The 24,651-nt window shown below is 65.2% G+C and carries 18 protein-coding genes; 2 read left to right on the forward strand and 16 right to left on the reverse strand.

Annotated elements, in window-relative coordinates; translation table 11 throughout:
- The 9 genes from EDF74_RS17185 to EDF74_RS17225 all read right to left on the reverse strand — a co-directional run bounded on the left by EDF74_RS17185 (window position 1) and on the right by EDF74_RS17225 (window position 9,895).
- The gene (locus tag EDF74_RS17185) at window positions 1-1,626 is read right to left on the reverse strand and encodes a glycosyltransferase family 2 protein (protein ID WP_311316922.1); all 1,626 of its coding nucleotides are present in this window, start codon (window positions 1,624-1,626) and stop codon (window positions 1-3) included.
- A gap of 265 nt (window positions 1,627-1,891) precedes the next feature.
- Complete coding sequence (locus EDF74_RS17190; RefSeq protein WP_123731252.1) at window positions 1,892-3,199, reverse strand: class I SAM-dependent methyltransferase; 1,308 nt, start codon at window positions 3,197-3,199, stop codon at window positions 1,892-1,894.
- Window positions 3,180-4,412, reverse strand: coding sequence for an ABC transporter ATP-binding protein (locus EDF74_RS17195; RefSeq protein WP_428999178.1), 1,233 nt, complete (start codon window positions 4,410-4,412; stop codon window positions 3,180-3,182). The genes EDF74_RS17190 and EDF74_RS17195 overlap by 20 nt, the downstream gene beginning before the upstream one ends.
- The gene (locus tag EDF74_RS17200; protein WP_123731253.1) at window positions 4,409-5,191 is read right to left on the reverse strand and encodes an ABC transporter permease; all 783 of its coding nucleotides are present in this window, start codon (window positions 5,189-5,191) and stop codon (window positions 4,409-4,411) included. Before EDF74_RS17200 ends, EDF74_RS17195 begins: the two co-directional genes overlap by 4 nt.
- A 3-nt stretch (window positions 5,192-5,194) precedes the next feature.
- Window positions 5,195-6,388 (reverse strand): cystathionine gamma-synthase, encoded by a 1,194-nt coding sequence (locus EDF74_RS17205; protein ID WP_123731254.1) that lies wholly within the window; start codon window positions 6,386-6,388, stop codon window positions 5,195-5,197.
- A gap of 119 nt (window positions 6,389-6,507) precedes the next feature.
- Window positions 6,508-7,878 (reverse strand): pyridoxal-phosphate dependent enzyme, encoded by a 1,371-nt coding sequence (locus tag EDF74_RS17210; RefSeq protein ID WP_123731255.1) that lies wholly within the window; start codon window positions 7,876-7,878, stop codon window positions 6,508-6,510.
- A 151-nt stretch (window positions 7,879-8,029) separates the two neighbouring features.
- Entirely contained in the window at window positions 8,030-8,248 is a 219-nt protein-coding gene (locus tag EDF74_RS17215) for a YdcH family protein (protein ID WP_123731256.1), read from the reverse strand.
- A gap of 367 nt (window positions 8,249-8,615) precedes the next feature.
- Window positions 8,616-9,497 (reverse strand): hypothetical protein, encoded by an 882-nt coding sequence (locus EDF74_RS17220; protein WP_184997363.1) that lies wholly within the window; start codon window positions 9,495-9,497, stop codon window positions 8,616-8,618.
- Between the two features lie 14 nt (window positions 9,498-9,511).
- Entirely contained in the window at window positions 9,512-9,895 is a 384-nt protein-coding gene (locus tag EDF74_RS17225) for a DUF4398 domain-containing protein (RefSeq protein ID WP_183073797.1), read from the reverse strand.
- 97 nt (window positions 9,896-9,992) lie between these two features.
- Between EDF74_RS17225 and EDF74_RS17230 the strand changes: the two genes are divergently transcribed.
- On the forward strand, window positions 9,993-11,120 hold the full coding sequence (locus EDF74_RS17230; RefSeq protein ID WP_123731257.1) for a PilT/PilU family type 4a pilus ATPase: 1,128 nt from the start codon (window positions 9,993-9,995) through the stop codon (window positions 11,118-11,120).
- 95 nt (window positions 11,121-11,215) lie between these two features.
- On the opposite strand, the gene maiA is transcribed toward EDF74_RS17230, so the two are convergent.
- Together maiA and EDF74_RS17240 are read right to left on the reverse strand one after the other, a co-directional pair.
- Window positions 11,216-11,869: a maleylacetoacetate isomerase gene (gene maiA / locus EDF74_RS17235; RefSeq protein ID WP_123731258.1), complete on the reverse strand. Its 654-nt coding sequence runs from the start codon at window positions 11,867-11,869 to the stop codon at window positions 11,216-11,218.
- Window positions 11,870-11,889: 20 nt separating this feature from the next.
- Window positions 11,890-12,879 carry a fumarylacetoacetate hydrolase family protein gene (locus tag EDF74_RS17240; protein ID WP_123731259.1) on the reverse strand — a complete coding sequence of 330 codons (990 nt, stop codon included), beginning with the start codon at window positions 12,877-12,879 and terminating at the stop codon, window positions 11,890-11,892.
- Between the two features lie 443 nt (window positions 12,880-13,322).
- Here EDF74_RS17240 and EDF74_RS17245 point away from each other — a divergent pair, with 443 nt between their 5' ends.
- Entirely contained in the window at window positions 13,323-14,723 is a 1,401-nt protein-coding gene (locus EDF74_RS17245; protein WP_121042519.1) for a DEAD/DEAH box helicase, read from the forward strand.
- A gap of 69 nt (window positions 14,724-14,792) precedes the next feature.
- Here EDF74_RS17245 and EDF74_RS17250 read toward each other — a convergent pair whose 3' ends face one another.
- The 5 genes from EDF74_RS17250 to EDF74_RS17270 form a co-directional block, all read right to left on the reverse strand.
- Window positions 14,793-17,099, reverse strand: a complete 2,307-nt coding sequence (locus EDF74_RS17250) for a TonB-dependent hemoglobin/transferrin/lactoferrin family receptor (RefSeq protein WP_123731260.1) — start codon at window positions 17,097-17,099, stop codon at window positions 14,793-14,795.
- Between the two features lie 177 nt (window positions 17,100-17,276).
- Window positions 17,277-18,128, reverse strand: a complete 852-nt coding sequence (locus tag EDF74_RS17255; RefSeq protein ID WP_123731261.1) for an EF-hand domain-containing protein — start codon at window positions 18,126-18,128, stop codon at window positions 17,277-17,279.
- A gap of 25 nt (window positions 18,129-18,153) precedes the next feature.
- Complete coding sequence (locus tag EDF74_RS17260; RefSeq protein WP_123731262.1) at window positions 18,154-18,948, reverse strand: DUF4198 domain-containing protein; 795 nt, start codon at window positions 18,946-18,948, stop codon at window positions 18,154-18,156.
- Window positions 18,949-19,173: 225 nt separating this feature from the next.
- The gene (locus EDF74_RS17265) at window positions 19,174-21,756 is read right to left on the reverse strand and encodes a M14 family zinc carboxypeptidase (protein ID WP_428999179.1); all 2,583 of its coding nucleotides are present in this window, start codon (window positions 21,754-21,756) and stop codon (window positions 19,174-19,176) included.
- A 72-nt stretch (window positions 21,757-21,828) separates the two neighbouring features.
- The gene (locus EDF74_RS17270) at window positions 21,829-24,474 is read right to left on the reverse strand and encodes a TonB-dependent receptor (RefSeq protein ID WP_123731263.1); all 2,646 of its coding nucleotides are present in this window, start codon (window positions 24,472-24,474) and stop codon (window positions 21,829-21,831) included.
- Window positions 24,475-24,651 lie beyond the last annotated feature (177 nt).

Below are 24,651 nucleotides of genomic sequence, written 5' to 3' on the forward strand. Positions count from 1 at the left end.
TCATGCCTCGCTCCGCTTCAGGCGCGGCGAAGATGCCATGTAATCCAGGTTGGGGCTGTAGAACGGATCGCCTTCCTCGCGGTACGGAGAGTAAGCCTGCGCCGAGCGCACGAAATCGCTTTCGGGGATGGCACGCGGATCGCGGGTCTTCGATTCGTGGTGGATCATCGCGGCCCCAGCCACGTACACCGTGTGGAAGCCGGCGGCGTACGCGCGCAGACACAGCTCGACGTCACTGCCACACACGATGAACGACTCGTCGAAGCCGCCTACCTGCTCGAATTTGTTGCGCGCGATGACCATGCATGCGCCAGTGACCGCCAACACCTGGCGCTGCAGCACCGGCGACACGAACAGGTTTTGATTGTGCTGCGGCACTTCGCCCTTGAAGACATGATCGGCCCATCCACCCATGCCGAGTACCACGCCAGCATGCTGAATGGTGCGATCTCCGTACAAAAGCAGCGGACCGCAGACACCAACATCGCGGCGCATCGCGTTCTCTACCAAACGCTGCAGCCAATCGCCTTCGATGACCTCCGTATCATTGTTGAGGAACACAAGCACATCGCCACGCGCTTGGGCGGCGGCCAGGTTGTTCAACGCAGACCAGTTGAAGGGCACGTTGGCGTCGATGACCCGGAAATCGTCGCGTTGCGACATCTCCTGCAACCACGCGTGGGTCTCCGGCTGGGTGGAACCGTTGTCGACTACGATGATCTCGTAGGCGGGATAATCGGTCATCGATAGCAGTGAGTCCACGCAGGTACGCAGCAGATCCAGGCCATCCCTCGTCGGAATGATGATGCTTGCCATGGGCGCTGGTGCAGCGAGCGGATAGCGCACGTCGTAGCAGAAGAGCTGCTTGCCGTCGTCCACCTGCGCTCCGGGGTACAGCACATCGACATGGCGTTGGATGGCGCGCTTGCCAGCATCGTGCGCGTAGGGCTTGGAACCGGCATTCGCCGCCGTCGAACCTGCGTGAGCACGCCAGTGATACAGCACGCGCGGCACGTGGGACACGCGCGCACCGTCCGCCACGCAGCGCAGCACAAGGTCGTAATCCTGCGAGCCATCGCAACTGCTGTCCAGTCCGCCATGGCGCTGGATGACGCCACGTTCGAAGCTGACCAGGTGGCCCAGGTACATCTGGGCCATGAACAGATCATGGTTCCAGTCGGGCTTGAAGTACGGATGACGCAGACGACCATCGTCCCCCAACACATCGTGATCGGAATAGACGATGTCTGCGCCGGTACGGACATGACATGCGACAACTGCTGCCAGCGCATCGGGTTCGAGGAGGTCATCATGGTCCAGGAAAGTGACCCAGCGACCACCAGCCTGGGCCAAAGCCGCGTTGGTGGTTGCTGCGATGCCACTACGCTGCACTGATCGTGTGACCCGCAAGGTAGGAATTTCGCGCTGCAGTTCCGCAAGGATCTTCGCGACGTGGGGCTGGTCAGACGCATCATCATGGATGCAAATCTCCCAGTTCCGGTACGTCTGCTGCTGCACACTTGTGATCGCCTCGCGCAGGAAGTTCTCTGGCGTATTGCAGACGGGCATTATCACGCTGATCAAGCCGGCGTCGGCCGGTACCGGCTGCGGCGGCTGCGCCTGCATCCATCGGGCATACTCATCCGGCGCCACCACCGGGGCAGCAGACACGCTGCTTCCGTTGGCATAGGCCGCAATGGTCCTCGCAAGGTGACGCGGACCCTTCCGCGCAGCGCGCACGAAGGCTCCGACGACGCTGGTGGCCGATACGCCCTGAAGGCTTGCACGGCGCAGGCTCCAGTAAATCGCACGGAGTAGTCCTTTAACTTTTCCCAGCATCATTCATCTCCTGAAGACGTTACTGCAGCGCATTGATTCGTCATGGCGTATTTCACAACCATGCCCAACCCGCCAGTAGACCGAGGACGCTCCCGCCCACTGCACAAACGGCAACCGCGCTCTGCCAGCGGCGGCGCGAGCGCAGGTACGCCATGGCTTTTTCATCCTGCAGTCTTTGGAGCTGCTGGACATCTTGAGAGAGTGTCTGTTGCGCAGACAGTTCCTGTTCGACTCTTTCTCGGAGCGCGATGATCTGCTGCTGCGCCTCTTGCAGTTCGTGCGAACGGACCTGGGACTCGGAGCGGAGCTCCTTGATCGTGAGCTCGCGTGCCTCTGCGGCTACACGGTCCTGTTCGATGACCTCGCGAAGCGCCTGCGAGGCCTGCTGTTCCTGTAGCCACTGAGCATCGCTCACGTCCTTGGCAGCCTGCAGCTGATGCGCGAATGCAGCGGTGGCGCCCCACTCCTGCTTGGCGACGTCCAGATCCGTAATATAGGCCTGCAACAGACGCGCCGTTGAAGACCATTCCTGCTCGGCATTGTCGGCGCGAAGTGCCAGTCGGCGCAGGCCCTCTGCCAGATGCGACAGCATCGCCGTTGCTTCCTCGTCGCGCGCGCTCCGGAATGGCGGTTGCGCTTGCAAGCGCGCCGCATCATCGACGTTGCGAACACCCACGTAATAATGACGGTAGGGCTGGTCACTGTGATCGCCAGCAAATACGCGACTGTTGTAGAGACGGTCGGCTGCCGTTACCAACGGCTCCAGTTCCGGGAACTTCACCTTGATGAAGTGAGACCCCATCAAGCTGGCCCAGAGCCGTGCATCGCCCTGGCCGAAGCGCAGCACCTGCAAGCCCGCCGCGGCCAGAATGGACTCCACCTCGGAAGAATCGACCAAGCCGAACTCTTTGTGTTCCTGCAGCCACACATAATCTTCGCCATACAGCTCGTGCCAGCGGCCATTGGCATCCAACTCAGCCTCACGGACCCACGGTTCATCAGGCGGACAGCCGATTACGACCATCTGGTTCGCGACGCGCGCCATCTCTGCTACTGCACGTGCGCGCAACGGCGCGGGAATGTGTTCCAGTACGTCCAGCGATACCACTGCATCGAAACTTCGGTCGCCGAACGGCAACTGGGTGGCGTCAGCCACCACGAAATCCTTCTCATCGCCTTCCGCGTGAAGATCGGTGTAGAGGAAGGTCGCCTGTGGCAAGAACTGCCCCAACAGGCGCTGTCGATTGGCACCTACCTCCAGCACGCTGGGCGCCTCAAGCTCCAGGGCTTGGAGGAGGTGTGCGGCCGCAGCGTAACGCTGGTAGTGGTCGAACGGGATATCAAGAAGCGTCGACGTCATGGACCTTCCACTCATGGGGGATATAGACGACGCCTTCGCTGAAATACGGCGCAGCCACGGTAAAAACACTCGCTTCGGACAAGTAGTCCAGGCAGACCAGGCCCTTGTCTGTGAACAGGCCAACGTCGACACGATAAGTGCCAGTGAGCAGGGTCATCGACGGAATATGGTAGGTGACGCGATGCGATCCACGCGAGGTCGGGATCTGCACGCGCTCCAGGTAGGTGTTCGGACCAAAGATGTGCAAACCATCCATGCCCTTGATCGCCACGCCGAGTAACAGGCCCTGCACCGCATCGTCGACCACGGTGTAGCTGATATCCACGCTGAGCGGTTCGAACGGCGCAAGCATATCGGTGCTCAGGGCGACCGTCTCCAGATGCGCGGGAATGCTGTCCGGACGCGGCGCACGGCAGATTTCCGTGGCAGCCTCGCTCGCCTGCTCGCGACCCAGCTCGTAATCGCGGAAGCGATCGGCGACGAAACTGGCCTCGCCATGCAGCTTGACCTTACCGCCTTCCAGCCAAAGCGCGGTCTGACAGAAGCGCTTGACCTGCTCCAGCGAATGCGACACGAACAGGATGGTGGCCCCGCGTGCGCGGATCTGCTCGATCCTGGCCAGGCATTTCATCTGGAAGCGGATGTCACCTACCGACAAGGCTTCATCGATGATCAGCACGTCCGGCTCGGTATGGATGGCCACCGAGAAGGCCAGGCGCACATACATGCCGCTGGAATATGTCTTGACCGGCCGATCGAAGAAATCGCCTATGTCGGCGAAGGCGATGATCGACTCCAGCTTTTCGTCCACTTCCTTGCGGCTCAGACCCAGCAGCGAAGCACTCAGGTAGACGTTGTCGCGCCCGGAAAAATCCGGATTGAAGCCTGCACCGAGTTCGAGCAGCGCCGCGAAACGACCACGGATGTTCACCGACCCGGAGGTCGGCCGTACCGTCCCGCAGAGGATCTGCAGCAACGTGGACTTGCCTGCGCCGTTGCGGCCAATGATGCCGACGGTCTCACCGCGTGGCACGACCAGGTTGACCCCATCCAGAGCACGGAAGGTACGGCTGGCGCGATCACCGGACGGCCGCAGCAGGGACATCAGACGATCGCGAGGGCTGGCGTAGACCGGGTAGTCCTTGGTGACGTTGAGGACTTCAATCGCCGCGTCGGCAAGGGTTGCCGTGTCAGCGGGAAGCATACTGTTCATAGGACGTCCGAGAATCCGCGCGACAGGCGACGGAAGAGTGCGTAGGACAACAGCGCGAAGATGACCGACAGCGTGAAGTGTGGCAGCAGTGCGGCCAGGTCAGGCGCCGAATTCTGCACCGTAACCGCACGCAACTGTTCGATCGGCGTCACCAGTGGATTGAAGTGGATCAGCCCGGCCACAGCCTCGGGCATGGCCTTGGCAGGGAAGAAGATGGGACTAAGAAACAGCAGCACGCTGCTCAAGATGCCCACGAACTGACCGATGTCGCGCAGGTACACGCCCAGAGCCGACAGCGACCAGGCAATTGCCAGCAGCATCGGGGTCATTTCGAGCAGGATAAGCGGCGCAGTCAGCGCCCAGGCCGAGGGCAGGCCGGATTGCCATATCTGCGCGACCAGCAGAATCAGCAGGCCGATGCCGGCCGTGGTCAGAGCCGCGGCGACCTTCACCATGGACAGCACCGGCAGCGGGAACACCACCTTCTTTACGAAGTTTGGCTGCCCCGCAATGATCCCAGGCGCAGTCACCAGTACTTCGGACAACAGGGTGAATGGCACCAGCCCAGCAAACAGCATGAGTGCGAAGTCACCCGTGGATTCGGCACCGGCCCAACGGGCCTTGAATACACCGCTGAACACAAGGGTGTAGACGCAAAGCATCAATACCGGCTGAAGCACAAGCCAGAGCACCCCTAATGTAGTGGTCCGGTAGCGAGCCGCCAGTTCACGCCCCAGCAACTGGCGGAACAAGAACAGCAGATTGGCATGCTTCTGCATGGATCAGGGATTCCCTACCAACAACGCCCGCTCCAGATCCACCTGCAGATCCCCCAACTCCTCAATCCCCACACTCAGCCGCACCAGCGCATCGCTGATGCCCAGCTTTTCCCGGCGTTCCACCGGAATCGAGGCATGCGTCATCACCGCAGGATGATTGACCAGGCTTTCCACGCCACCCAGCGACTCGGCCAGCGTGAACAGTTCGGTCTTCTCGCAGAAGCGCTTGGCCGCCGCGAAACCGCCCTTGAGCACGATCGAGACGATGCCGCCGTAGCCGTTCATCTGGCGCGTCGCCAGCTCGTGCTGCGGGTGCGAGGTCAGGCCGGGATAGATGACCTTCTCCACGGCCGGGTGCTTTTCCAGCCACTGGGCCAGGGCCAGCGCGTTGGCGCAGTGCGCCTTCATGCGCAGCGGCAGGGTCTTCAGGCCACGCAGGGCCAGGAAGCTGTCGAACGGCCCCTGCACGGCACCGATGGAGTTCTGCAGGAAGGCCATCTGCTCGGCCAGCTCGGCGTTGTCGCCGACCACGACCATACCGCCGACCATGTCCGAGTGCCCGTTGAGGTACTTGGTGGCCGAGTGCAGGACCAGGTCCGCGCCCTGCTCCAGCGGGCGCTGCAGCATCGGCGAGGCGAAGGTGTTGTCGACCACCACCAGCAGCTGGTGGCGCTTGGCGATCGCAGCGACGGCCGCGATGTCGACGATCTTCAGCATCGGGTTGGTCGGCGTCTCGATCCAGACCATCTTGGTCTGCGGGGTGATCGAGGCCTCGAACGCGGCCAGGTCGGTCAGGTCGACGAAGCTGAACTGCAGGCCGGCGGTGCGCTTACGCACGCGCTCGAACAGGCGGAAGGTGCCGCCATAGATGTCATCCATCGCCACCACGTGGCTGCCGGCGTCCAGCAGTTCCATCACGGTGGAGCTGGCGGCCATGCCCGAGGCGAACGCGTAACCGCGGCTGCCGCCTTCCAGGGAGGCCACGCACCGCTCGTAGGCGAAGCGGGTGGGATTGTGGGTGCGCGAGTACTCGAAACCCTGGTGTTCACCGGGGCTGGACTGGGCGTAGGTGGAGGTCGCGTAGATCGGCGGCATCACCGCGCCGGTGCTCGGATCCGGCGACTGGCCGCCATGGATGGCCAGCGTGGCCAGGGCGAGCGAGCGGTCGCCGTGCCCGGAGGAAGCGTGATCGGACATGTTGTTTCCCAGCAAGAGGAGCCCCCACAGGGGCCCCCGCAAAAGGAGCGGAAGTCTATCAGCGGTGGCTTAATCGGCCGTTGACGCGGATAAACATGGGTTCATTGCGACTCAGCCGCTTACTGTACCCGGCGGCGCAGGTAGTTCAGCAGGTCGATGCGGGTGATCAGCCCGAGGAAGTTGGCGCCGTCCATCACGATGGCGACCTGGCCGCGGTCGAACACCGGCAGCAGGGCCTCGATCGGCGATTTCACGTCCAGGCGGTCCAGCTTGCTGACCATCGCGGTGGCGACCGGGTCGCGGAAGCGGGCTTCGTCGCCATAGACATGCAGCAGGACGTCGCTTTCATCCACGATGCCGACCAGCTGGTCGCCATCCATCACCGGCAGCTGCGAGACGTCATACAGCTTCATGCGCTGATAGGCAGTGGTCAGCAGATCGTTCGGGCCGATCACGACGGTGTCGCGCTGGCCGTACGGGCGCAGGATCAGGTCGCGCAGGTCGCCGGACTGCGGGCGCTCCAGGAAGCCGTTGTCCAGCATCCAGTAGTCGTTGTACATCTTGGACAGGTACTTGTTGCCGGTGTCGCAGACCAGCACCAGCACCTTCTTCGGGGTGGTCTGCTCTTTGCAGTACTTCAGCGCCGCGGCCAGCAGGGTGCCGGTCGAGGAACCGCCGAGGATGCCTTCCTTGCCCAGCAGCTCGCGCGCAGTGTGGAAGCTCTCGGCATCGCTGATCGCGTAAGCCTTGGTGACGCGGCTGAAATCGGCGATCGAGGGCAGGAAGTCCTCGCCGATGCCTTCCACCAGCCAGCTGCCCGACTTGTCGTTGAGCACGCCGTCATTGATGTACTCGGCCAGGATGGAGCCGACCGGGTCGGCCAGGACCAGCTCGGTCTTCGGCGAGAGCGTGGAGAAGGCGCGCGACAGGCCGGTCATGGTGCCGGAGCTGCCACAGCCGAACACGATCGCATCCAGGTCGCCGTCCATCTGCGCCAGGATTTCCGGGCCGGTGCCGAATTCATGGGCGGCCGGGTTGTCCGGGTTGCCGAACTGGTTGATGAAGTACGCGCCGGGGGTTTCCTCGGCCACGCGCTTGGCCATGTCCTGGTAGTACTCCGGGTGGCCCTTGGCCACGTCCGACCGGGTCAGGCGCACTTCGGCACCCATCGCCTTGAGGTTGAAGATCTTCTCGCGGCTCATCTTGTCCGGCACGACCAGGATCAGCTTGTAGCCCTTCTGCTGCGCGACCAGCGCCAGGCCCAGGCCGGTGTTGCCGGCGGTGCCCTCGACCAGGGTCGCGCCCGGCTCGAGGTCGCCACGCTGCTCGGCGGCTTCGATCATCGACAGCCCGATGCGGTCCTTGATCGATCCTCCGGGATTGGCACTCTCGAGCTTCAGGTAAAGCTCGCAGACACCGGTATCCAGGCGCTGGGCCTTGACGATCGGGGTCTGGCCAATGAGTTCGAGTACGGAGGAGTGGATTGCCATCGGTTCACATCGATTCGCGCCGCTGGGCGGCCGGACCGGTGATTATCCGACGGTTGGCGGCGAAAGTCAGGTTGCCGTGTTCATAAGCGGCGCGGACGGCACCGGTCGACGAGGAGACCGGAACCGCCCGCGACGTAGGGTGGTAAAGGGGTTAATGCATGGGGGAGGCGTACAACCGTTCCAGCTTCTGCTTGGCCAGCAGCTTTTCTCGTTTCATCTGTCCCAGGGTGAGACGGTCTATCGGAAGTACGCCCAGCTCGGCATCCATGCACTTTTTGTTCAACTTCTGGTGCCGTTCGTACAACGCCTTGAATTCCGGATCCTGCTGGCGCCGTGCGTCGATATCGCTCTGGGGCTGACCTTCAAACATGATGAACCTCCTATCGCTTCTGCTGAAACAAGAACGCCCCGGCCTGACGGCACGGGGCGCTGCTTGGGGCGGAGTACCGCGCATCCTTGGCCTGCGAACCCGCAACGCCCTCCAGCACATCGTGCCGGACCTGGGACTGCGGTGATTCGTGGCGCTGGTGCATTGCCGGCCCTCCAATCGTCCGGGCCGCGGAAGGCGACCCGGACAACTGACCCTACGCTTGCTTCGACGGCGGTTCAACCCTTTCAAACGATATCGTTGGCGATGCCTAGGCGGGGTTCAGCCTGAACACGCAGAACAACGAAAATTAAACAAAAACAAGGATTTGCGTCACAACCCGCGGTCATGAGCACATCCAGATCGGGCATCAGGGCGCGATGATGACCTCGGCCGAACGCGCCTTGGTCGCCGCTGCCTTCTTGCCGCTCACCTGCAACCGGCTGCTGCTCACTCCGGCCGCGACCAGGGCATCACGCAGGGCCTCGGCACGCTGCTGGCCGACCCCGGCTGCGGCGTCGTACGCCTCGATCCGGACCCGGCCCTTCTTGCCGATGTTCAGGTACTCGGCCAAGGCCTTGGCCTGGCCCTTGGCACCGCCGGACAGGCTGCCCTTGCCGGCGGCGAAGGCGTCGCCATTGAAGGTGAACACTTCGCCGCGGCTGTCGAACCTGGAGCCCGGCAGTTTGCTGCCCGCCACCAGCTCGGCTTCCTCACGGGCCAGCTTGGCGGCGTTCTGCTGGGCCGCGCTCAGACGGGCGGTCTGCTTGCCGGCCACGCTGGTCAGCGCGGTTTCGGCATCCTGGCGGGCCAGCGCTTCCTGCTCGGCCGCCTGGCGCAGGCGCTCGCTTTCCTCGGCCTGGATCTGGGCCTGCACGCGCAGGCGCTCGGCCTCCTGGCGGGCACGCTGGGCATCGCGGCGGCTGGCTTCGATCAGCAGCTCGCTGCGGGTGCGCTCGAGCTGGTCGACCTCACGCTGGGCCAGCGCGGCGCGCACGCTGGTCTCGGCGATCTCGACCCGGCGCTCGGCCAGGTAGCGGGCCTGGTCCAGATCACGGCGCTTGGCCTTGGTCAGATCGGCCACGGCCTGCTGGGCCTGCAGGCGCTCGAAGGCGGCCAGCTGGGCCGCATCCGGATTGGCCTGGATCGCCATCAGGCGCTGGGTCAGCTGGGCCACGGCCGGGTCATCGGCGGCGTGGGCCATCAGCGGCAGGCTGAGGCTGGCGACCAGCAGCAGGCAGGGCATGCGCATCTTGGTGGACATCATCAGCGGTCTTCCCCGGTGGCGAGCTGGCGCTGCAGCTGGCTGACTTCGTTGCGGCGCAGTTGCAGCTGCGCGGTGGCGGTGGCTTCTTCGCTGCGCGCGCGGGCCAGGTCGGCATCGACCGTGGCACGAACGGCCAGCATCGGCGCGTTCTTGCGCTCGCGGCGGTCGCCGGCGGCACGCTGGGCCTGCTCGAGCCCTTGGCGGGCCACGGCGATCAGGTCCGGAGCGTACTGGTCGGCATCGGCCTGGGTGGCCTTGTCGACCGCCTGCCGGGCCTGCATCAGTTCCAGGGCGCCATCCTGCGCCTGTGCGGCACCAGAGAGCGCGAATGCGCACACCGTCACATACAGGGCCCGTCGTATTTGTGCGAAGCTAGGTTTCATTGGGGGTGCCGTCGCCAGAGTTGTGTGCGCGGCCATTGTCGGAAGCCTGCGGTGCGCTTGCAATGGCAAGCCGCTGATTGTTGGGGAAACATTTCGCATGGATATCGGCTATTTCCTGAAGCTGATGACCGAAAAGAACGCGTCGGACATGTTCTTGACGACGGGAGCACCGGTATACATCAAGATCGAGGGGAAACTCTATCCGCTCGGCAATACCGGTTTGCCGCCCGGGATGGTCAAGAAGATCGCCTACTCGTTGATGGATGAGGGCCAGGCCCCGCAGTTCGAGCGCGAGCTCGAGCTCAACATGGCCATTGCCCTGCCCGACGCTGGGCGCTTCCGCGTGAACGTGTTCAAGCAGCGCGGCGAGGTCGGCATGGTGATCCGTGCGATCCGCAGCAAGATCCCCAGCATCGAAGAGCTCAACCTGCCGCAGGTGCTCAAGGACGTCATCATGACCCCGCGCGGGCTGGTGCTGGTGGTCGGCTCGACCGGCTCGGGCAAGTCGACCTCGCTGGCCTCGATGATCGACCACCGCAACAGCACCACGACCGGGCACATCCTCACCATCGAGGACCCGATCGAGTACCTGCACAAGCACAAGATGTCGATCGTGAACCAGCGCGAGGTCGGGCTGGACACCCACACCTTCCACCACGCGTTGAAGAACGCGATGCGTGAAGCGCCCGATGTGATCCTGATCGGCGAAATCCTGGATGCGGAAACCATGGAGGCGGCGATCGCCTTCGCCGAAACCGGGCACCTGTGCCTGGCCACCCTGCATTCCAACAACGCCGACCAGACCATCGAGCGCATCCTCAACTTCTTCCCCGAGAGCGCGCACCGCAACGTGCTGATGAACCTCTCGCTGAACCTGCGCGCGGTCGTGTCCCAGCGCCTGGTCAAGGGCAAGGACGGGCGTCGCCTGCCGGCCACCGAAGTGCTGATCAACACGCCGATGATCCGCGACCTGCTGCGCCGCGGCCAGGTACACGAGATCAAGGCGGCGATGGAAGCCTCGCTGGAAGAAGGCATGGAGAGCTTTGACCAGTGCCTGTTCCGGATGGCCAAGAACGGCATCATCGAGCAGGAAGAAGCGCTGCGCGCAGCCGATTCGCGCGATGGCCTGGCGCTGAAGTTCCGCCTGTCCGAGGGCGGCAACGAGCACGATCCTTACGCGGATTACTCGGCCGCCTCGGCTCCGGCGATCACGCACGGGTTCTAGCAGTTCCCCACCGTTGGTGGGGGCAATTGACACGGCGCATCGACCAACGGTCGATGCCTACCCGTCTCGCTGCGTCGATCTGTCGATGCCCACCGTCATCCTGCGTCGATCTGATGCTCGGGCCGCGCCGCGTCGAAGGCCGGCAGCGCCAGGCAGGCGGCTTCGATCCGCTGCAGGGTCGGGTACGGCGCCAGCACCAGGCCGAACCGGTGCGCGTTGTACAACTGCGGCACCAGGCAGGCATCGGCCAGCCCGGGCTGCTCGCCATGGCAGAACGTACCCGTCGCCGCATGGCCGGCCAGCAGCGTTTCCATCGCCGCCAACCCCTCCGCCATCCAGTGCAGCGTCCATTGCGTGCGCGCCTCGGCGCTGGCCTGTAGGGTGCGCTCCAGATACTGCATGACCCGCAGGTTGTTCAGCGGGTGGATGTCGCAGGCCACCAGCTGGGCAAGGGCACGCACGCGCGCCCTGCCTTCCGCATCGCCGGGCAGCAACGGCGTGGCCGGGAAGACCTCGTCGAGGTACTCCAGGATCGCCATCGACTGCTGCAACACGCGATCACCATGGCGCAGGGTAGGCACCAGTTCCTGCGGGTTGAGCGCGGCATAGGCAGCGCTGTGCTGCTCGCCGCCCTCGCGGACCAGGTGCACCGGGGTGATCCGGTGCGGCAGGCCCTTGAGGTTCAGCCCGATGCGCACGCGGTAGGCGGCGCTGGACCGCCAGTAACTGAAGAGCTCGATCGGTTCCATGACGGTCTCCGCCGCGGCGATCAGGGCTTGGCTGCCTGCTCGATGCGCTGCTCGATCGCCCCGAAGATGCTCTCGCCGGCCGCATCGAACATCTCGATCCGCACCACATCACCGAAGGACATGAAGGGCGTGCTCGGCTTGCCGTCGCGCAGGGTTTCCACCGTGCGCTGTTCGGCGAAGCAGGAGGCGCCCTTGCTGGTGTCTTCGTTGGCGATGGTGCCCGAGCCGACGATCGCGCCCGCGCCCAGCGGGCGGGTCTTGGCCGCATGCGCGACCAGCTGGGCGAAGTTGAACTGCATGTCCACGCCCGCTTCCGGCGCACCGAACCAGGTGCCATTGATGTGGGTGACCAGCGGCAGGTGGACCTTGCTGTCCTGCCAGGCCTCGCCCAGCTCATCCGGGGTGACGAACACCGGCGACAGCGCCGAGCGCGGTTTGGACTGCAGGAAGCCGAAGCCCTTGGCCAGTTCGCCCGGGATCAGGTTGCGCAGCGAGACGTCGTTGACCAGGCCGATCAGCTGGATGTGGCCGGCGGCCTGCTCCGGGGTCACGGCCATCGGCACGTCGTCGGTGATCACCACCAGCTCGGCTTCCAGATCGATGCCGTACTCCTCGCTGACCACCTTGACCGCATCGCGCGGGCCGTAAAAGCCGGCGCTGGTGGCCTGGTACATCAGCGGATCGGTGTAGAAGCTCTCCGGCACCTCGGCGCCACGGGCGCGGCGTACGCGGGCCACGTGCGGCAGGTAGGCGCTGCCGTCGAGGAACTCATACGAACGCGGCAACGGCGCGGCCAATGCCTGCAGGTCGATATCGAACACGCCGTCGGCGTCGCCGTCGTTCAGCGATTCGTACAGGGCGTTCAGGCGCGGCGCCAGGTGGCTCCAGTCTTCCAGTGCCTGCTGCAGGGTCACGGCGATGCCGGTGGCGCGCACGCCCTGGCGCAGATCGCGCGAGACCACGATCAGGGTGCCGTCGCGGCCGCCTTCCTTCAAAGAACCAAGCTTCATGGGTGGGTATCCGGGATCGCGAAAATAGGTTTCAAGTGTAATCAAATGGTTGGCGGACCTACCAGCTGCACCGCCGCATCGCCTTACCGTAATGCATTGCCTACGCGCAGGAGCAGCCACACATGGCGTGGCGCTACCGTTCCGCCCCCTCCTCCCAAGCTGAACAGGGGCATTTGGTATGGATCTCAAACATCCGTTAGACTATCCGGGTCTGCAGCGGCCGTCCGTTTCCCTTCGGGATCGCCGGCGATATGGATCATCGATCCGTCGCCCGCCCCCACTCCGACGCCATTCGTCATGCATTCCAGTCTGCGCACCGCGTCGACTGCACCCAATTCTCGCAGCGCGGTTTACGGGAACGCTCCGAGTCAGCCGATCACATTGATCTGCCTCGCGTCCGGCCATTCGGCCTGGCGTTACTTTGTCTTTGGAGCTTCCACCCGATGTCTTTTGAATCCTTGGGCCTTGCCCCGTTCCTGCTGCGCGCGTTGGCCGAGCAGGGCTACGAAACCCCCACCCCGATCCAGGAGCAGGCCATCCCGCTCGCCCTGGAAGGCCGCGACCTGCTGGCCGGCGCACAGACCGGTACCGGCAAGACCGCCGCGTTCGGCCTGCCGCTGCTGCAGCACCTGGGCACCAACCCGCAGGCCGTCGATGGCCCGCGCCGTCCGCGTGCACTGGTGCTGACCCCCACCCGCGAGCTGGCCACCCAGGTGCATGACAGCCTGCGCGGCTACAGCAAGTACCTGCGCATCCCGAGCGCCTGCATCTACGGCGGCGTCGGCATGGGCAACCAGTTCGATGTGCTGCGCCGTGGCGTGGACCTGCTGGTCGCCTGCCCGGGCCGCTTGATCGATCACATCGAGCGCCGCAGCGTCGACCTCTCCGGCATCGAAATCCTGGTGCTGGACGAAGCCGACCGCATGCTCGACATGGGCTTCCTGCCGTCGATCAAGAAGATCCTCGCCAAGCTGCCGCGCCAGAACCGCCAGACCCTGCTGTTCTCGGCGACCTTCGAAGAGAGCATCAAGCAGCTGGCGCTGGAGTTCATGCGCAACCCGGAGCAGATCCAGGTCACGCCGAAGAACACCGTTGCCGAGAACATCAGCCACCGCGTGCACCCGGTCGATGGCCCGCGCAAGCGCGAGCTGCTGCTGCATCTTCTGGCCCAGGACAGCCGTGAGCAGACCCTGGTGTTCGGTCGTACCAAGCACGGCTGCGACAAGCTGGCCATGTTCCTGGACAAGTCCGGCATCAAGACCGCGGCGATCCACGGCAACAAGAGCCAGGGCCAGCGCCTGCGTGCGCTGGGCGACTTCAAGGCCGGCCGCGTGACCGTGCTGGTCGCCACCGACATCGCCGCGCGTGGCATCGACATCAACGAGCTGCCGAAGGTCATCAACTATGACCTGCCGATGGTGGCCGAGGATTACGTGCACCGCATCGGCCGTACCGGCCGTAACGGCTCGACCGGCCAGGCGATCTCGCTGGTGGCGCAGGACGAAGCCAAGCTGCTGCGCCAGATCGTGCGCCTGCTCGACAAGGACATGGACATCCGCGACGTGCCGGGCTTCGAGCCGCAGACCCCGATCCGCTGGGGCAACAGCGCGCCGGGCAAGGCCGAACTGCCGGGTGGCGATCGTTCGCCGCGCAAGCATGCACGTCGCCCGCACGCCGAGGCCCCGCGCCACGCCCATGCCGGCCCGAAGAAGGCCGGTGGCGGTCAGCGTGATGGCGCCGGCCGCGGTGCACCGCGCGGTGGCCAGCCGCAGGGCCAGCGCCGTGGCGGTGGCAATGCCGGCGGCGGTCGCAGCCAGGGCGGCGGTGGCGGTCGCGCCAGCTGATTCCTTCGGGCATCGCTGAAACGCAAAAAGGGCGACGCATCTGCGTCGCCCTTTTTTTGTGTCTCTGCCTCAGAAGCTGTAGGCCACCGTGATGCGTGCATTGCGGCCCGGCTCGCTGTAGCGGCCGATGCCTTCATCGTTGACGTAGCCGTACAGCGTGTTGGTCCCCTTGTTGATGTTGCGTACGCGCTGCCAGAGGTAGTACTCCTCGTTGGTCAGGTTGTAGAGGCCGGCACTGAGCTTCCACTGCGGGGTGACATTCCAGGTGCCGTACAGATCCAGCACGGTGTAGCCGTCGGCCTTGTCGACGAAGGACGGCGTGGTGACCCTGCCGGTGGTGGCATCGGTGGTGTAGGCATCCTTGGCCTTCTTGGCCACGGCATGGGTCACGCTGGCGGTAAGGTTCCACACCGGCGACGGTGCATAGCGCACGCCCAGCACGGCACTGGCCGGCACGATGCTCTCCAGCGGATCGCCGTTGCGCTTCTCGCCTTCGCTGTACGAGGCGGCCAGGCGCGAGGACCATGCATCGCTGATCTGCCAGCGTCCTTCCAGTTCCACACCCTTGACCGTTACTTCGCCCGCGTTGGTCGGCATCGTGTAGTTGCGCGAGTACAGCACCGGACCGGTCGCCGTCGTACGGAAGCCACCCGGCACCGACTGCGCCAGGTTGGTGTACTCGATGAAGTTCTCGTAGCGGTCGCGGAACAGCGACAGGCCCAGCTGCGCCCGATCCGTGCTCCAGCGGTAGCCGAACTCGAGATTCAGGCTTTTCTCTGCGTCCAGGTCCGGATTGGACACGGTGTCGTTGAGCAGCAGCGGCTGGCCATTCTGCGCATTGATCACCTGGGTGGCGCTGGTCGGCGAATACATGTCCGCCACGGTCGGCGCACGGAAGCCGCGACCCACCTGCGCCCACAGCGCGTGGTCGGGCAGGAAGCGATATTCGACACCGGCCTGCCAGCTCGGCGAGGCGAAGCTGACATCACGCACGGTACCGGTACGGTCCACGAAGGTGGCATCCACCTGCGGCGAATAGTCGTAGCGGTCATAGCGCGCGCCGGCACTGAGGGTCAGGCGCTCGTCCAGCAGCTGCACGCTGTCGCGCAGGTACAGGTTCCAGGCGGTCACGTCGGTCTTGGGGACCTGGCGCGGATCGATCTCGACCGAGGCCACGGCGCCCGCCGCATTCCAGCGCGTATCAACCGCGGTGAAGTCGATGTCGCGCTGCTGCCAGGCCAGGCCGTAGACCACGTCATGGCGCGCGCCGGCGGTGGCGAACACCTTGCTGAAATCGGCCGCGGCACGATCCAGGGTCTGCTTGGTCGAACGGTTCTCACTGCGCAGACAGGGCGTGGTACGGCCAGGGCAACCACTGCCGGCCAGAATGGTAGTGATGCCACGGCTGTCGGTGACCTGGCGGTCCACCTGCGCATCCAGGGTATCGAACAGCGCGTTGTCGGCCCGCCACTGGTAGTTCACGCCGTAGCGATCACGGTCGTTGGTGTCATGGCCTTTGCGAGAGAGATAACCCGGTGCATAGACGCGCGACAGGTTGTCCACGTCGTTGGTGGCGCGGCCACGCTCGTACAGGAAGCCCAGCGTGTTGGCCTCGTCGAGCTGCAGGTCGAGCTTGCCGAGCAGGTTGTCGCGGGTGCTGTCGACCGGATCGGGCGTGCGGCGACCGACCCCGATGCGATCGTTCGTGGTGTCGTACCACGACTCGGATTCATGGCCTTCGCGACGGGTGTAGACCAGCATCGATTCAACGATGCCGGTGCGGTTGGCGAAGGTCAGCGTGCCCATGGTTTCGTCGTTGGCACCGGAGTACCCCGCCTTGAACCCGAGGTGGGTATCGTTGCCGCTCGCCTTGAGATAATCGGCCGGGTCCTTGGTGGTGAACACCACCGCGCCGCCCAGTGCGCCGCTGCCGGCGCTAATCGAATCGGCGCCCTTGATCACCGCCAGGCTCTTGAGCGTATCGATGTCCACATCGCCGCGGCCGCTGCGGAAGAACTCGTAGGAGCGCGCGCTCTCCACCGATTCGCCCAGGCTCAGGCCATCGACGGTGATCGCCACGCGGTCGCTTTCCAGGCCGCGGATGTTGAACCCGTTGTCGCCGAAACGGCCCATGTCCACGATGCTGACACCGGGGATGTAGCGGATCGCTTCTTCCATCGTGTTGGCCATCTCGCTGTCGAGATCGGCTGCAGTGAGCACGGTGACGTTCTGGTTGGCCGAACGCGTTTTCTTGGCGCGCTCGGCCTGGACACGCACGGTGTCGAGCGTGCTGGCATCGTTGACGGTTTCAGCGTGCACGGTGACGGACAGGCTGGCGGCAACCGCCAAGGCCAGCAGGGTGAGGGACGACTTCATGATCAAGCTCCGCAGGAGGGGTAGGGAATGGCGTGAGCGCCGCGGTGGCGGCGGGCCGTTCCTGGCTGCGGCGATCGGTGGATCGAGCGGGGCTGGGAGGCACAAGGACGCGCGGGAAATCGCGCGCCGGATTCATCGTTGGCTGATACGTGGGACGTGCGCGGCACGTCCCAGTCGCTAGCGGTTGCCGTTGGCCGAATGCGCGCCGGCAACCGGCTCCGGATCGCGCGTATCGACCACGCCATCACCGTTGCTGTCGGCACGATCAAACATGCGCTTGCCGGAGAGCTGGTACTCGGCGAAGGTCATCCGGCCATCCTTGTCCTTGTCCAGCGAGGCGAAGCGCACGCGGGCCTGCCGCTCGGCATCGGCGCGGACACGCTGGCGCTGCTCGTCCAGGCGGCCCTCGAACTCGGCGGTGTACTCGGCCAGCGACAGGGCGCCGTTGTCATCGGCATCGGTGGCGGCGAAGCTCGCTGCACGCACTGCGTCGAATTCCGCGCGATCAACCGCGCCGTCTTTGTTGCGGTCGTAGAGGTCCAGCATGCCGTTGGCGGTATGCGAGGTCGGCATCTTCAGCGGATCGCGCGAAGACGCCGCGGCCGTCTCCTGTGTAGCGTTCTGCGACGTCTCGTAGCCGGCCCAGGTACGTTCGCCGGCGGCATCGTACTCGGCACGGCTGATCGCGCCGTTCTTGTCGCGGTCCAACGCCTTGAAGCGGGTGTCGGTCTGGCGCAGGTGGCCAGCGCGTGCATCGGCAAGACGCACATCGAAACGCTGCAGGTACTCGTCCACGTATTCCTGCTCGTCGACTTGACCGTCGTGGTTGCGGTCGGTCTCGGCGTAACGCTGTTTGCGGAAGGCCTCGAACTGGGCCCAGCTGACGCTGTCGGTGCCATCGGTGGCGAACTGCGCGAGGAAGGCGGCGGCGGTCGGCGAGGCGGTGGCGGTCCGGGTGGACGGCTGCGCATGGGCGGCCGGGGCCAGCACCAGTGCCAGCAGGGCAGCGGTGAGCGGGACAATGTTCATGGTGGTTCCCCTGGAAAAAAAACGGTTACGGTTCGAGGACGCGGAAGCTCAGCGTGTAGTTGTTGCCATACATCGGGGCGGCAGCGCCGGCCGGTGCCGGGCCGCGATAGCGGATCAGCGCGAGATAGGTCCCGGCCTGATCGAGCGCGAACGAGGCATTGCCTGCGGCATCCGTCGTGAGCGTCACCGGCGCGGGCTGGCGAGCACCGTCGCCGAGCGCGCGGTGGATCTCAACGGTCTGCGCAGGCAGCGGCTGACCGTCGTACTGCACGGTGAAGTCGAAGCGCTCGCCGCGGTACAGGTCGCTGGGGTGCGTGACCGGGACCAGCTCCAGGCCGGTGCCATAGGGTTTCAGCGCGGCGGTGGTCGGGGCGCCGGCGGTCAGGTAGACCTCCGCGCGGGACAGGCTCTGGTAGTGGGTGAGCAGCGTGGCGCCAGCGGGCAACGGCATGGCCGGATCGCGCGAGGCGCCGGTCTTGCCGTCGAGCGACCAGGTCCGGAACACCGCACCCAGCCGGTTGCCGGTACTGAAGCGGTACGTGCCCTTCTGGCCCGGCAACGTGTGTTCGACCACCGTGCGGCTCTTCAGGCGTACAACCGTGTCCGGTGACTTCCGGCTGCCATCCGGTGCGGTAACGGCGAACTCACTGTTGTCGAACACCACCTCCGGAACGAAGAAGGTTTCGGCGAAGCTGGCGTCCAGCGTGACCCGGCTGTCGGGGCGGACCTCGAAGCTGGCCGGCGCCAGATACGGGGTATGCGCGGCCGCGGGCAGGGCCAGGGCGGCCAACAGCAGCGCAGCGATCGGGCGGAACGACATGTGGAATCTCGCGGACGGGCACCGGGCAATCCCGGCGGGCGCCATCGTATGCGTATTGCGAATGATTCGCAATACGGAAATTTCACATGAGGTGTGATGGGTGTCTGACAACCGGAAACAGCCGACGTGGGTCGGCTGTTTCCGGGCACCGGGTTCTGGGGCCTGCGCGTCCCAGTGGGAAGGGTCGGGAGCCGGCCGGCGGCCGGCACGACCGGGGCGGATGGATCAGCCGCGCGGCTTGGTCGGGTTGAGCTGGTTGCCGAAGAAGATCGCGTTCAACAGCAGGCGCTCGGTGCCATGCCAGTACTTGCGGTGCGCCGGATCATCGGCGAACAGCACCACATTGCCCTGCCCCTGCGGGGACACCACCAGCCATGCGGCACCGGCGACGCGGCTGCGGTTGCGCTCGGAAAGGTAGCCGTTGACCTTGGGCGCCTCGTCGATGCGCACCACGGTGGAGAACGGATTGCGGCTGGGCTGGAAGCTCAGGCCGTTTTCCTTGTTCACCGCCAGCTGCCGACGCGGTACGCCGAAGCCCAGCGGATGCGTGTTGTCCACGTCCGCGCTGAGGATGTTGCCGCTCACCCGCTCGATGGCTGCGATGTCGCGCTGGTCGCCGAACGCACGTCGGGCGCCTTCCGGCTCCTTCTCCTCCGGCCCCAGCACTTCGTCGCTGAGCTTCTGCTCGATCGCCCAGCGCGCGGCCGTGCCGTAGGTGATCAGTGAGCCACCGGCGTTGATCCAGCGCTTGAGCGCCGCCACTGCGGTGGCGTCCACGCCGGCATAGGTACCGCCGGCCAGGACAATGGTGGTGTAGCGGTCCAGCGTGATCTTGCCCAGCTGGGCCGGATCGATCTTGCTGGCCGGCAACTGCAGGTGCTGATCAAGCAGGAACCACGCCGAGCCGATCTCGGTGGCGCTGACGCCCTCGCCCATCACCAGCGCCACCGCCGGCTTGCGCAGCGCCTTGACGCTGTCACTGCCCAGATCGATGCCGCCACGGCTCTGCCCGCTGGACAGCGCCTGGATGTGCACGCCACTGCTGCGTGCGACCGCATCGACCGCGGCAAGCAGCTCGGCACCGGCCAGCGGCTGGCCCGCGACCGGCACCACCACGCTGCCATAGCCGAACGACTGCTCGCCCTGCGCGGTGGCCGCGGTGAACGGCTGGAAGGCCGCGCGGGTCACCACGCCCTTGGCCTGCAGCGCATACAGCGCGCGGCTGGCGTTGTAATCGCGCCAATCGAACACGTAGGCGTAGCCCGCCTGACCGCCGACCACGCCACCGTTGGCGGCCGGTACGCTGGCCACGCGCTCGCCACCGGCAATCCGGCTGCGGCTCGCGGCGAAGGCGATGCCGTAGGCCGGCGCGATCGCATAGGAAGTGCTGCCGTAGAACACATCGCCCTTGATCGGCGGGGTGTCGGCGAAGATCGAATGCACGAGGCGGAACTGCGGTTGCGCGGCCTGGACGACGTACGCGCTGCCTGGCTCGAAGCGCTGCCCATCCACGGTGACCGGGGCGCTCAACGCCTGCACCGTGATCTGGTGCTGCAGCAGCAGATCCAGCAGCCGCTGGGTCAGGCCCGGATCGGCCGCGTCGCCGAACACGAACGACTTCACCGGCTGCTGGTTGGCCTGCTTCAGTGCGGACTGGAAGAAGTCCTTCTGCAGCTTCAGCAGCCCATCGCGTTCGGTCACTGCGCCGCGCACCGTGCCCAGACCGGTGGCCACCTGGTTGCGGATGGTGAAGCCGAAGGTCAGCAGGCCGTTGACCGATTCCTGCACGCGGCCGCGCGAGCTGGCCTGCTCCACGGTCACGCCGACCGCGCCGTGGAAGTCGGGGTAGGTCGAGCCGTACACCGGCGAGAAGTTGTCGAAGTTCTCCCCGGTGTAATACAGCGAGCCCAATGCATCCAGCGACTGGGCGTGGTACTTGGCCAGGGTCTTGTTGAAGTCATACGACGACGCCGGAATCAGCGGGCTGTGCATGCTCGCCGGCGACGGCTCGAAGTAGTAGGTGCTGTCCTTGCCCATCTCGTGGAAATCGATCTGGACGTTGGGATACCACTGGTGGAAATAGGCGATCTTCGGCCGCGTGTCCTGCTGGGTCAGCGCCAGCCAGTCGCGGTTGAGATCGGTGAAGTAGTGATTGGTGCGGCCTTGCGGGAACGGTTCGACATGTTCCTTGTCGGCCGGATCAGCCGAGGCAGGCGAGGATGCATAGGCGTTGTGCCAGCTCGCCGCGCGGTCGCGCCCATCCGGGTTCTGCGCCGGATCGAACAGCACCACCGCCTGCTGCAGCCACTGCGCGGTCTCCGCGCTGCGGTTGGCGACCAGGTAGTAAGCGGTGAGCATCGCCGCTTCGCCGCTGGAGGTTTCATTCCCGTGCACGCTGTAGCCCAGCCACACCACCACCGGGCTGCTGCCGGCGGCCGAGAGTGGCTGCGCCGGATCGGCCAGAGTGACGTGCTGGCGACGCAGCGCGTCCAGGTTCTGCAGATTCTGCGCCGAGGTCACCGTGGCGATCAGCAGCGGGCGGCCCTCGTAGCTGCGGCCGATCTCTTCAACCTTGATCTTGTCCGAGTGCTTGGCCAGCTCGTTGAAGTAGGCCACCAGCTGATCGTGCCGCGTGTAACGGCTGCCGATCTCATAGCCGAGAAACTGCTGGGGCGTGGGCACGGCCGGATCAAAATCACCACTGCCCGGAAAGAAGTACGCGCTCTGCGCGGAGGCAGGCGCAGCGAACACAGACAGCACCAGCGCCAACCAGGCGATGGGAGACAGCAGACGACGTTGCAAAGACACAGCGATTCCCCGAAAGACGGGCCGGTTCCTTCCGGCCCTGTGGATACGCACGCTCCGATGCGCTGGATGAGGTCAGAAGCGGTAGTCGAAGCCGACCGTGAAGTAGCGACCACGCAGGTCGTACTGACTGAAGTCATACGGCGCGCGGATGCCCGGGAAAGAGGCGTCGTACGGCGGTTCCTCATCGGCCAGGTTCTGGATCTTCGCGTACACGGTCAGCTTGTCGATACCGGTGTAGCCCAGGTACAGATCGAACTGGTTGTACGCATCCACCCGATCCTGCACGGCAGTGGCCGCGGCGCTGGCCTTCTGGTCGTACCCGCTGGTGTAGTACCAGGTGAGCGCGGTGCGGAAGTCGCCGTAGCTCCAGTCGAAGGTGGTGGTGGCCTTGTTCTTGGGCAGGGTGGCGCCGAGGTTGCTGCCGGCGTAATCCACCAGCGGGCCACCGACCACGGTGGGGCGGCTGTAGTTGCGCACGTGCGTGAAAGCGGTGCTCAGGCCGAAGTCGCCCGCCTGCGTGGTCGGGAAGCGCTGGCGCAGTTCGACATCGAACCCGGAAGTCTTCAGCTCGCTGAGGTTCTGGTAGCGGTTGAACACCGCCAGCAGCTTGCCGCGCTCATCGCGGCTGACCGCACCCGGCACGTTGTCGGTGACCAGGGTCTGGGTGTTGTTGGTGCCCACCAGGTTTTCCAGCTCGATGCGGTAGTAATCCACGCTCAGGCTGGTGTTGGACCACGGGGAGAGCACGATGCCGGCATTGAAGCTCTTGGTGCGCTCGGGCTTGAGATCGTTGTTGCCGACAGTGAAGAAGGTCGGGTTCTGCCGCGAGCCCGGCACGTCCGGGTCGCGCGGATCGATCACGCTGCCGTAGGCGATGCTGGTGCTGTTGGAGTTCTCCGACAGCGACGGCGCGCGGAAGCCCTTGGAGGCGGCGGCGCGCACCAGCAGGATGTCCCACGGCTGCCAGCGCAGGCTCAGCTTGGGCGAGAACGCATCGCCGAAATCGCTGTAGTGATCCGCGCGCGCAGCCGCCTGCAGTTCCAGACGCTCGGCCAGCGGCACGTTCACTTCGGCATAGGCCGCGGTGACCTTGCGCTCACCATGTACCTCGGCGATCGCCGGGCGGATCTGCAGACCCGCATCGATCTGCCACGGGTTGTTGGAATCGAGTTTCTCGCGGCGCCACTCGGCACCCGCGGCGAACCCGATTTCGCCGGCCCAGGTGTGGCCGATCGCACCGGAGATCTTGGCATCCACGCCCTGCAGCACCGACTCGGCCGGGCGCAGCGTGCTGATGTTGATCGCGTTGAGCACATCCTGCGAGGTTGCCGACGGATCGAGCAGGTTGTAGCTGCCGGTGGCGAGCGCATCGGCCAGTGCATAGCGGTTGGCGAAACCGCCGGAGACGGTCTCGCGCTCGCTGCTGCGCGCGCCGAACGCCCCCACTTCCCAATCCCAGTTCTGCAGGCTGCCGCGCAGCCCGACCAGGCCGCGGTAGGCCTGCGAGCGGTTGGTCTTGATGGTCGCGCCGAGGTTGAAGAAGGTGTACTCGATCGGCACCGCGCGGCCATACGGGTTGTACGGGCTGCTGGCGGGCAGGTTGGAGGACACCGGTTCGGCCAGGCCGGTATCGGCGTTGAGCGCGAAGCGGCCGCTTTCCAGGGTGAAGAAGGGGCTGCTGCCGAACCAGGAAACGCCCTTGATGTCGCTGTAGAGCACTTCGCCGAAGGCTTCGACGTTGTCGTTCACCCGGAAGGTGCCGTTGACGTAGGCCTGGTAGCGCTTGGTCGAGGGAATCAGCGTGGTGTACGGCGCCTGGTTGAAGCCGCAGGTGTTGCCGGCCAGGCCGTCGATCGGCGCACTGGCGACCAGCGTGGTGCCGTCCGGGCAGTTGCCACTGGCATCGAGCATCGGCACCGAGGTGCCGTTGACCAGATAGCGTGCGCCCTTTGCCGACCAGCCGTTCCAGCGGCCGCCGGGCTTGTCGGTGTAGATGCCGGACTTGGTCAGGTCACGCTCGTCCTGGTCCAGGCGCTCGCGGTTGTAGCCTTCCAGGCTGACCAGGATGTTGTAGCCGTCCGTGTCCAGATCACCGATGCCGCCGATGAACTTCAGGTTCTGCTCGTCCAGCCCGCCCTGATCGGCGGTGCCCAGGCTGCCACCGAGTTCGGCACCTTCGAAATTCTGCCGGGTGATGATGTTGACCACACCGGCCACCGCATCCGAACCGTACACGGCCGAGGCGCCGTCCTTGAGCACTTCGATGCGCTCCACGGCAACCAGCGGCAGCGCGTTGAGGTTGACGAAGGTGTCCGACAGGCCGCCAGCCGGGAAGCCGTAGTTGGCCAGGCGACGGCCGTTGAGCAGCACCAGCGTGTTCTTCTGCGACAGGCCGCGCAGGCCGATGCCGGCCGAACCGGAGGCCCAGCCGTTGTTGGTGGTTTCGTTGGCGGCGTTGCCGGTGTTGGCCGAGATCGATCGCAGCAGGTCGGCGACGGTGGCCTTGCCGGTCTCCTCCAGCTGCTGGCGCTCGATCACCTGCACCGGGTTGGCCGACTCGGTATCCGTGCGCTTGATGTTGGACCCGGTGACCCGCACGGCGGCGAGGGTCTTGCTGTCGCCGGTGGCGGCAGCATCGGGGGCGGCGTCGGCGAACGCGGTCAAAGGCGTTGCCAGAGCGACGGACAACGCCGCTACAAGAAGAGTGTGCTTGGGCATGAACTTCAGTGGGGTGGTGGACGACAAGTTCCGCAGTAGTCCATGCCTGGCTGAACCACGGCCAATAACATCTCTTCATACGGATATAAGAGAAACTAACATCTCTTCATCCGGATGGAAATGTTTTCGTTAGCAACAATTAACCGCCGCCCCCTGCCGGAGCCCCGACCCACCGCT

The organism is Stenotrophomonas rhizophila (assembly GCF_003751305.1).
GTDB lineage: Bacteria > Pseudomonadota > Gammaproteobacteria > Xanthomonadales > Xanthomonadaceae > Stenotrophomonas > Stenotrophomonas rhizophila_B.

Coding starts and splice junctions, on each gene's coding strand:
- EDF74_RS17185 (WP_311316922.1), bottom strand. CDS start 1,626: ATGCAGGCGCAGCCGCCGCAGCCGGTACCGGCCGACGCCGGCTTGATC.
- EDF74_RS17190 (WP_123731252.1), bottom strand. CDS start 3,199: ATGACGTCGACGCTTCTTGATATCCCGTTCGACCACTACCAGCGTTAC.
- EDF74_RS17195 (WP_428999178.1), bottom strand. CDS start 4,412: ATGAACAGTATGCTTCCCGCTGACACGGCAACCCTTGCCGACGCGGCG.
- EDF74_RS17200 (WP_123731253.1), bottom strand. CDS start 5,191: ATGCAGAAGCATGCCAATCTGCTGTTCTTGTTCCGCCAGTTGCTGGGG.
- EDF74_RS17205 (WP_123731254.1), bottom strand. CDS start 6,388: ATGTCCGATCACGCTTCCTCCGGGCACGGCGACCGCTCGCTCGCCCTG.
- EDF74_RS17210 (WP_123731255.1), bottom strand. CDS start 7,878: ATGGCAATCCACTCCTCCGTACTCGAACTCATTGGCCAGACCCCGATC.
- EDF74_RS17215 (WP_123731256.1), bottom strand. CDS start 8,248: ATGTTTGAAGGTCAGCCCCAGAGCGATATCGACGCACGGCGCCAGCAG.
- EDF74_RS17220 (WP_184997363.1), bottom strand. CDS start 9,497: ATGCGCATGCCCTGCCTGCTGCTGGTCGCCAGCCTCAGCCTGCCGCTG.
- EDF74_RS17225 (WP_183073797.1), bottom strand. CDS start 9,895: ATGAAACCTAGCTTCGCACAAATACGACGGGCCCTGTATGTGACGGTG.
- EDF74_RS17230 (WP_123731257.1), top strand. CDS start 9,993: ATGGATATCGGCTATTTCCTGAAGCTGATGACCGAAAAGAACGCGTCG.
- maiA (WP_123731258.1), bottom strand. CDS start 11,869: ATGGAACCGATCGAGCTCTTCAGTTACTGGCGGTCCAGCGCCGCCTAC.
- EDF74_RS17240 (WP_123731259.1), bottom strand. CDS start 12,879: ATGAAGCTTGGTTCTTTGAAGGAAGGCGGCCGCGACGGCACCCTGATC.
- EDF74_RS17245 (WP_121042519.1), top strand. CDS start 13,323: ATGTCTTTTGAATCCTTGGGCCTTGCCCCGTTCCTGCTGCGCGCGTTG.
- EDF74_RS17250 (WP_123731260.1), bottom strand. CDS start 17,099: ATGAAGTCGTCCCTCACCCTGCTGGCCTTGGCGGTTGCCGCCAGCCTG.
- EDF74_RS17255 (WP_123731261.1), bottom strand. CDS start 18,128: ATGAACATTGTCCCGCTCACCGCTGCCCTGCTGGCACTGGTGCTGGCC.
- EDF74_RS17260 (WP_123731262.1), bottom strand. CDS start 18,948: ATGTCGTTCCGCCCGATCGCTGCGCTGCTGTTGGCCGCCCTGGCCCTG.
- EDF74_RS17270 (WP_123731263.1), bottom strand. CDS start 24,474: ATGCCCAAGCACACTCTTCTTGTAGCGGCGTTGTCCGTCGCTCTGGCA.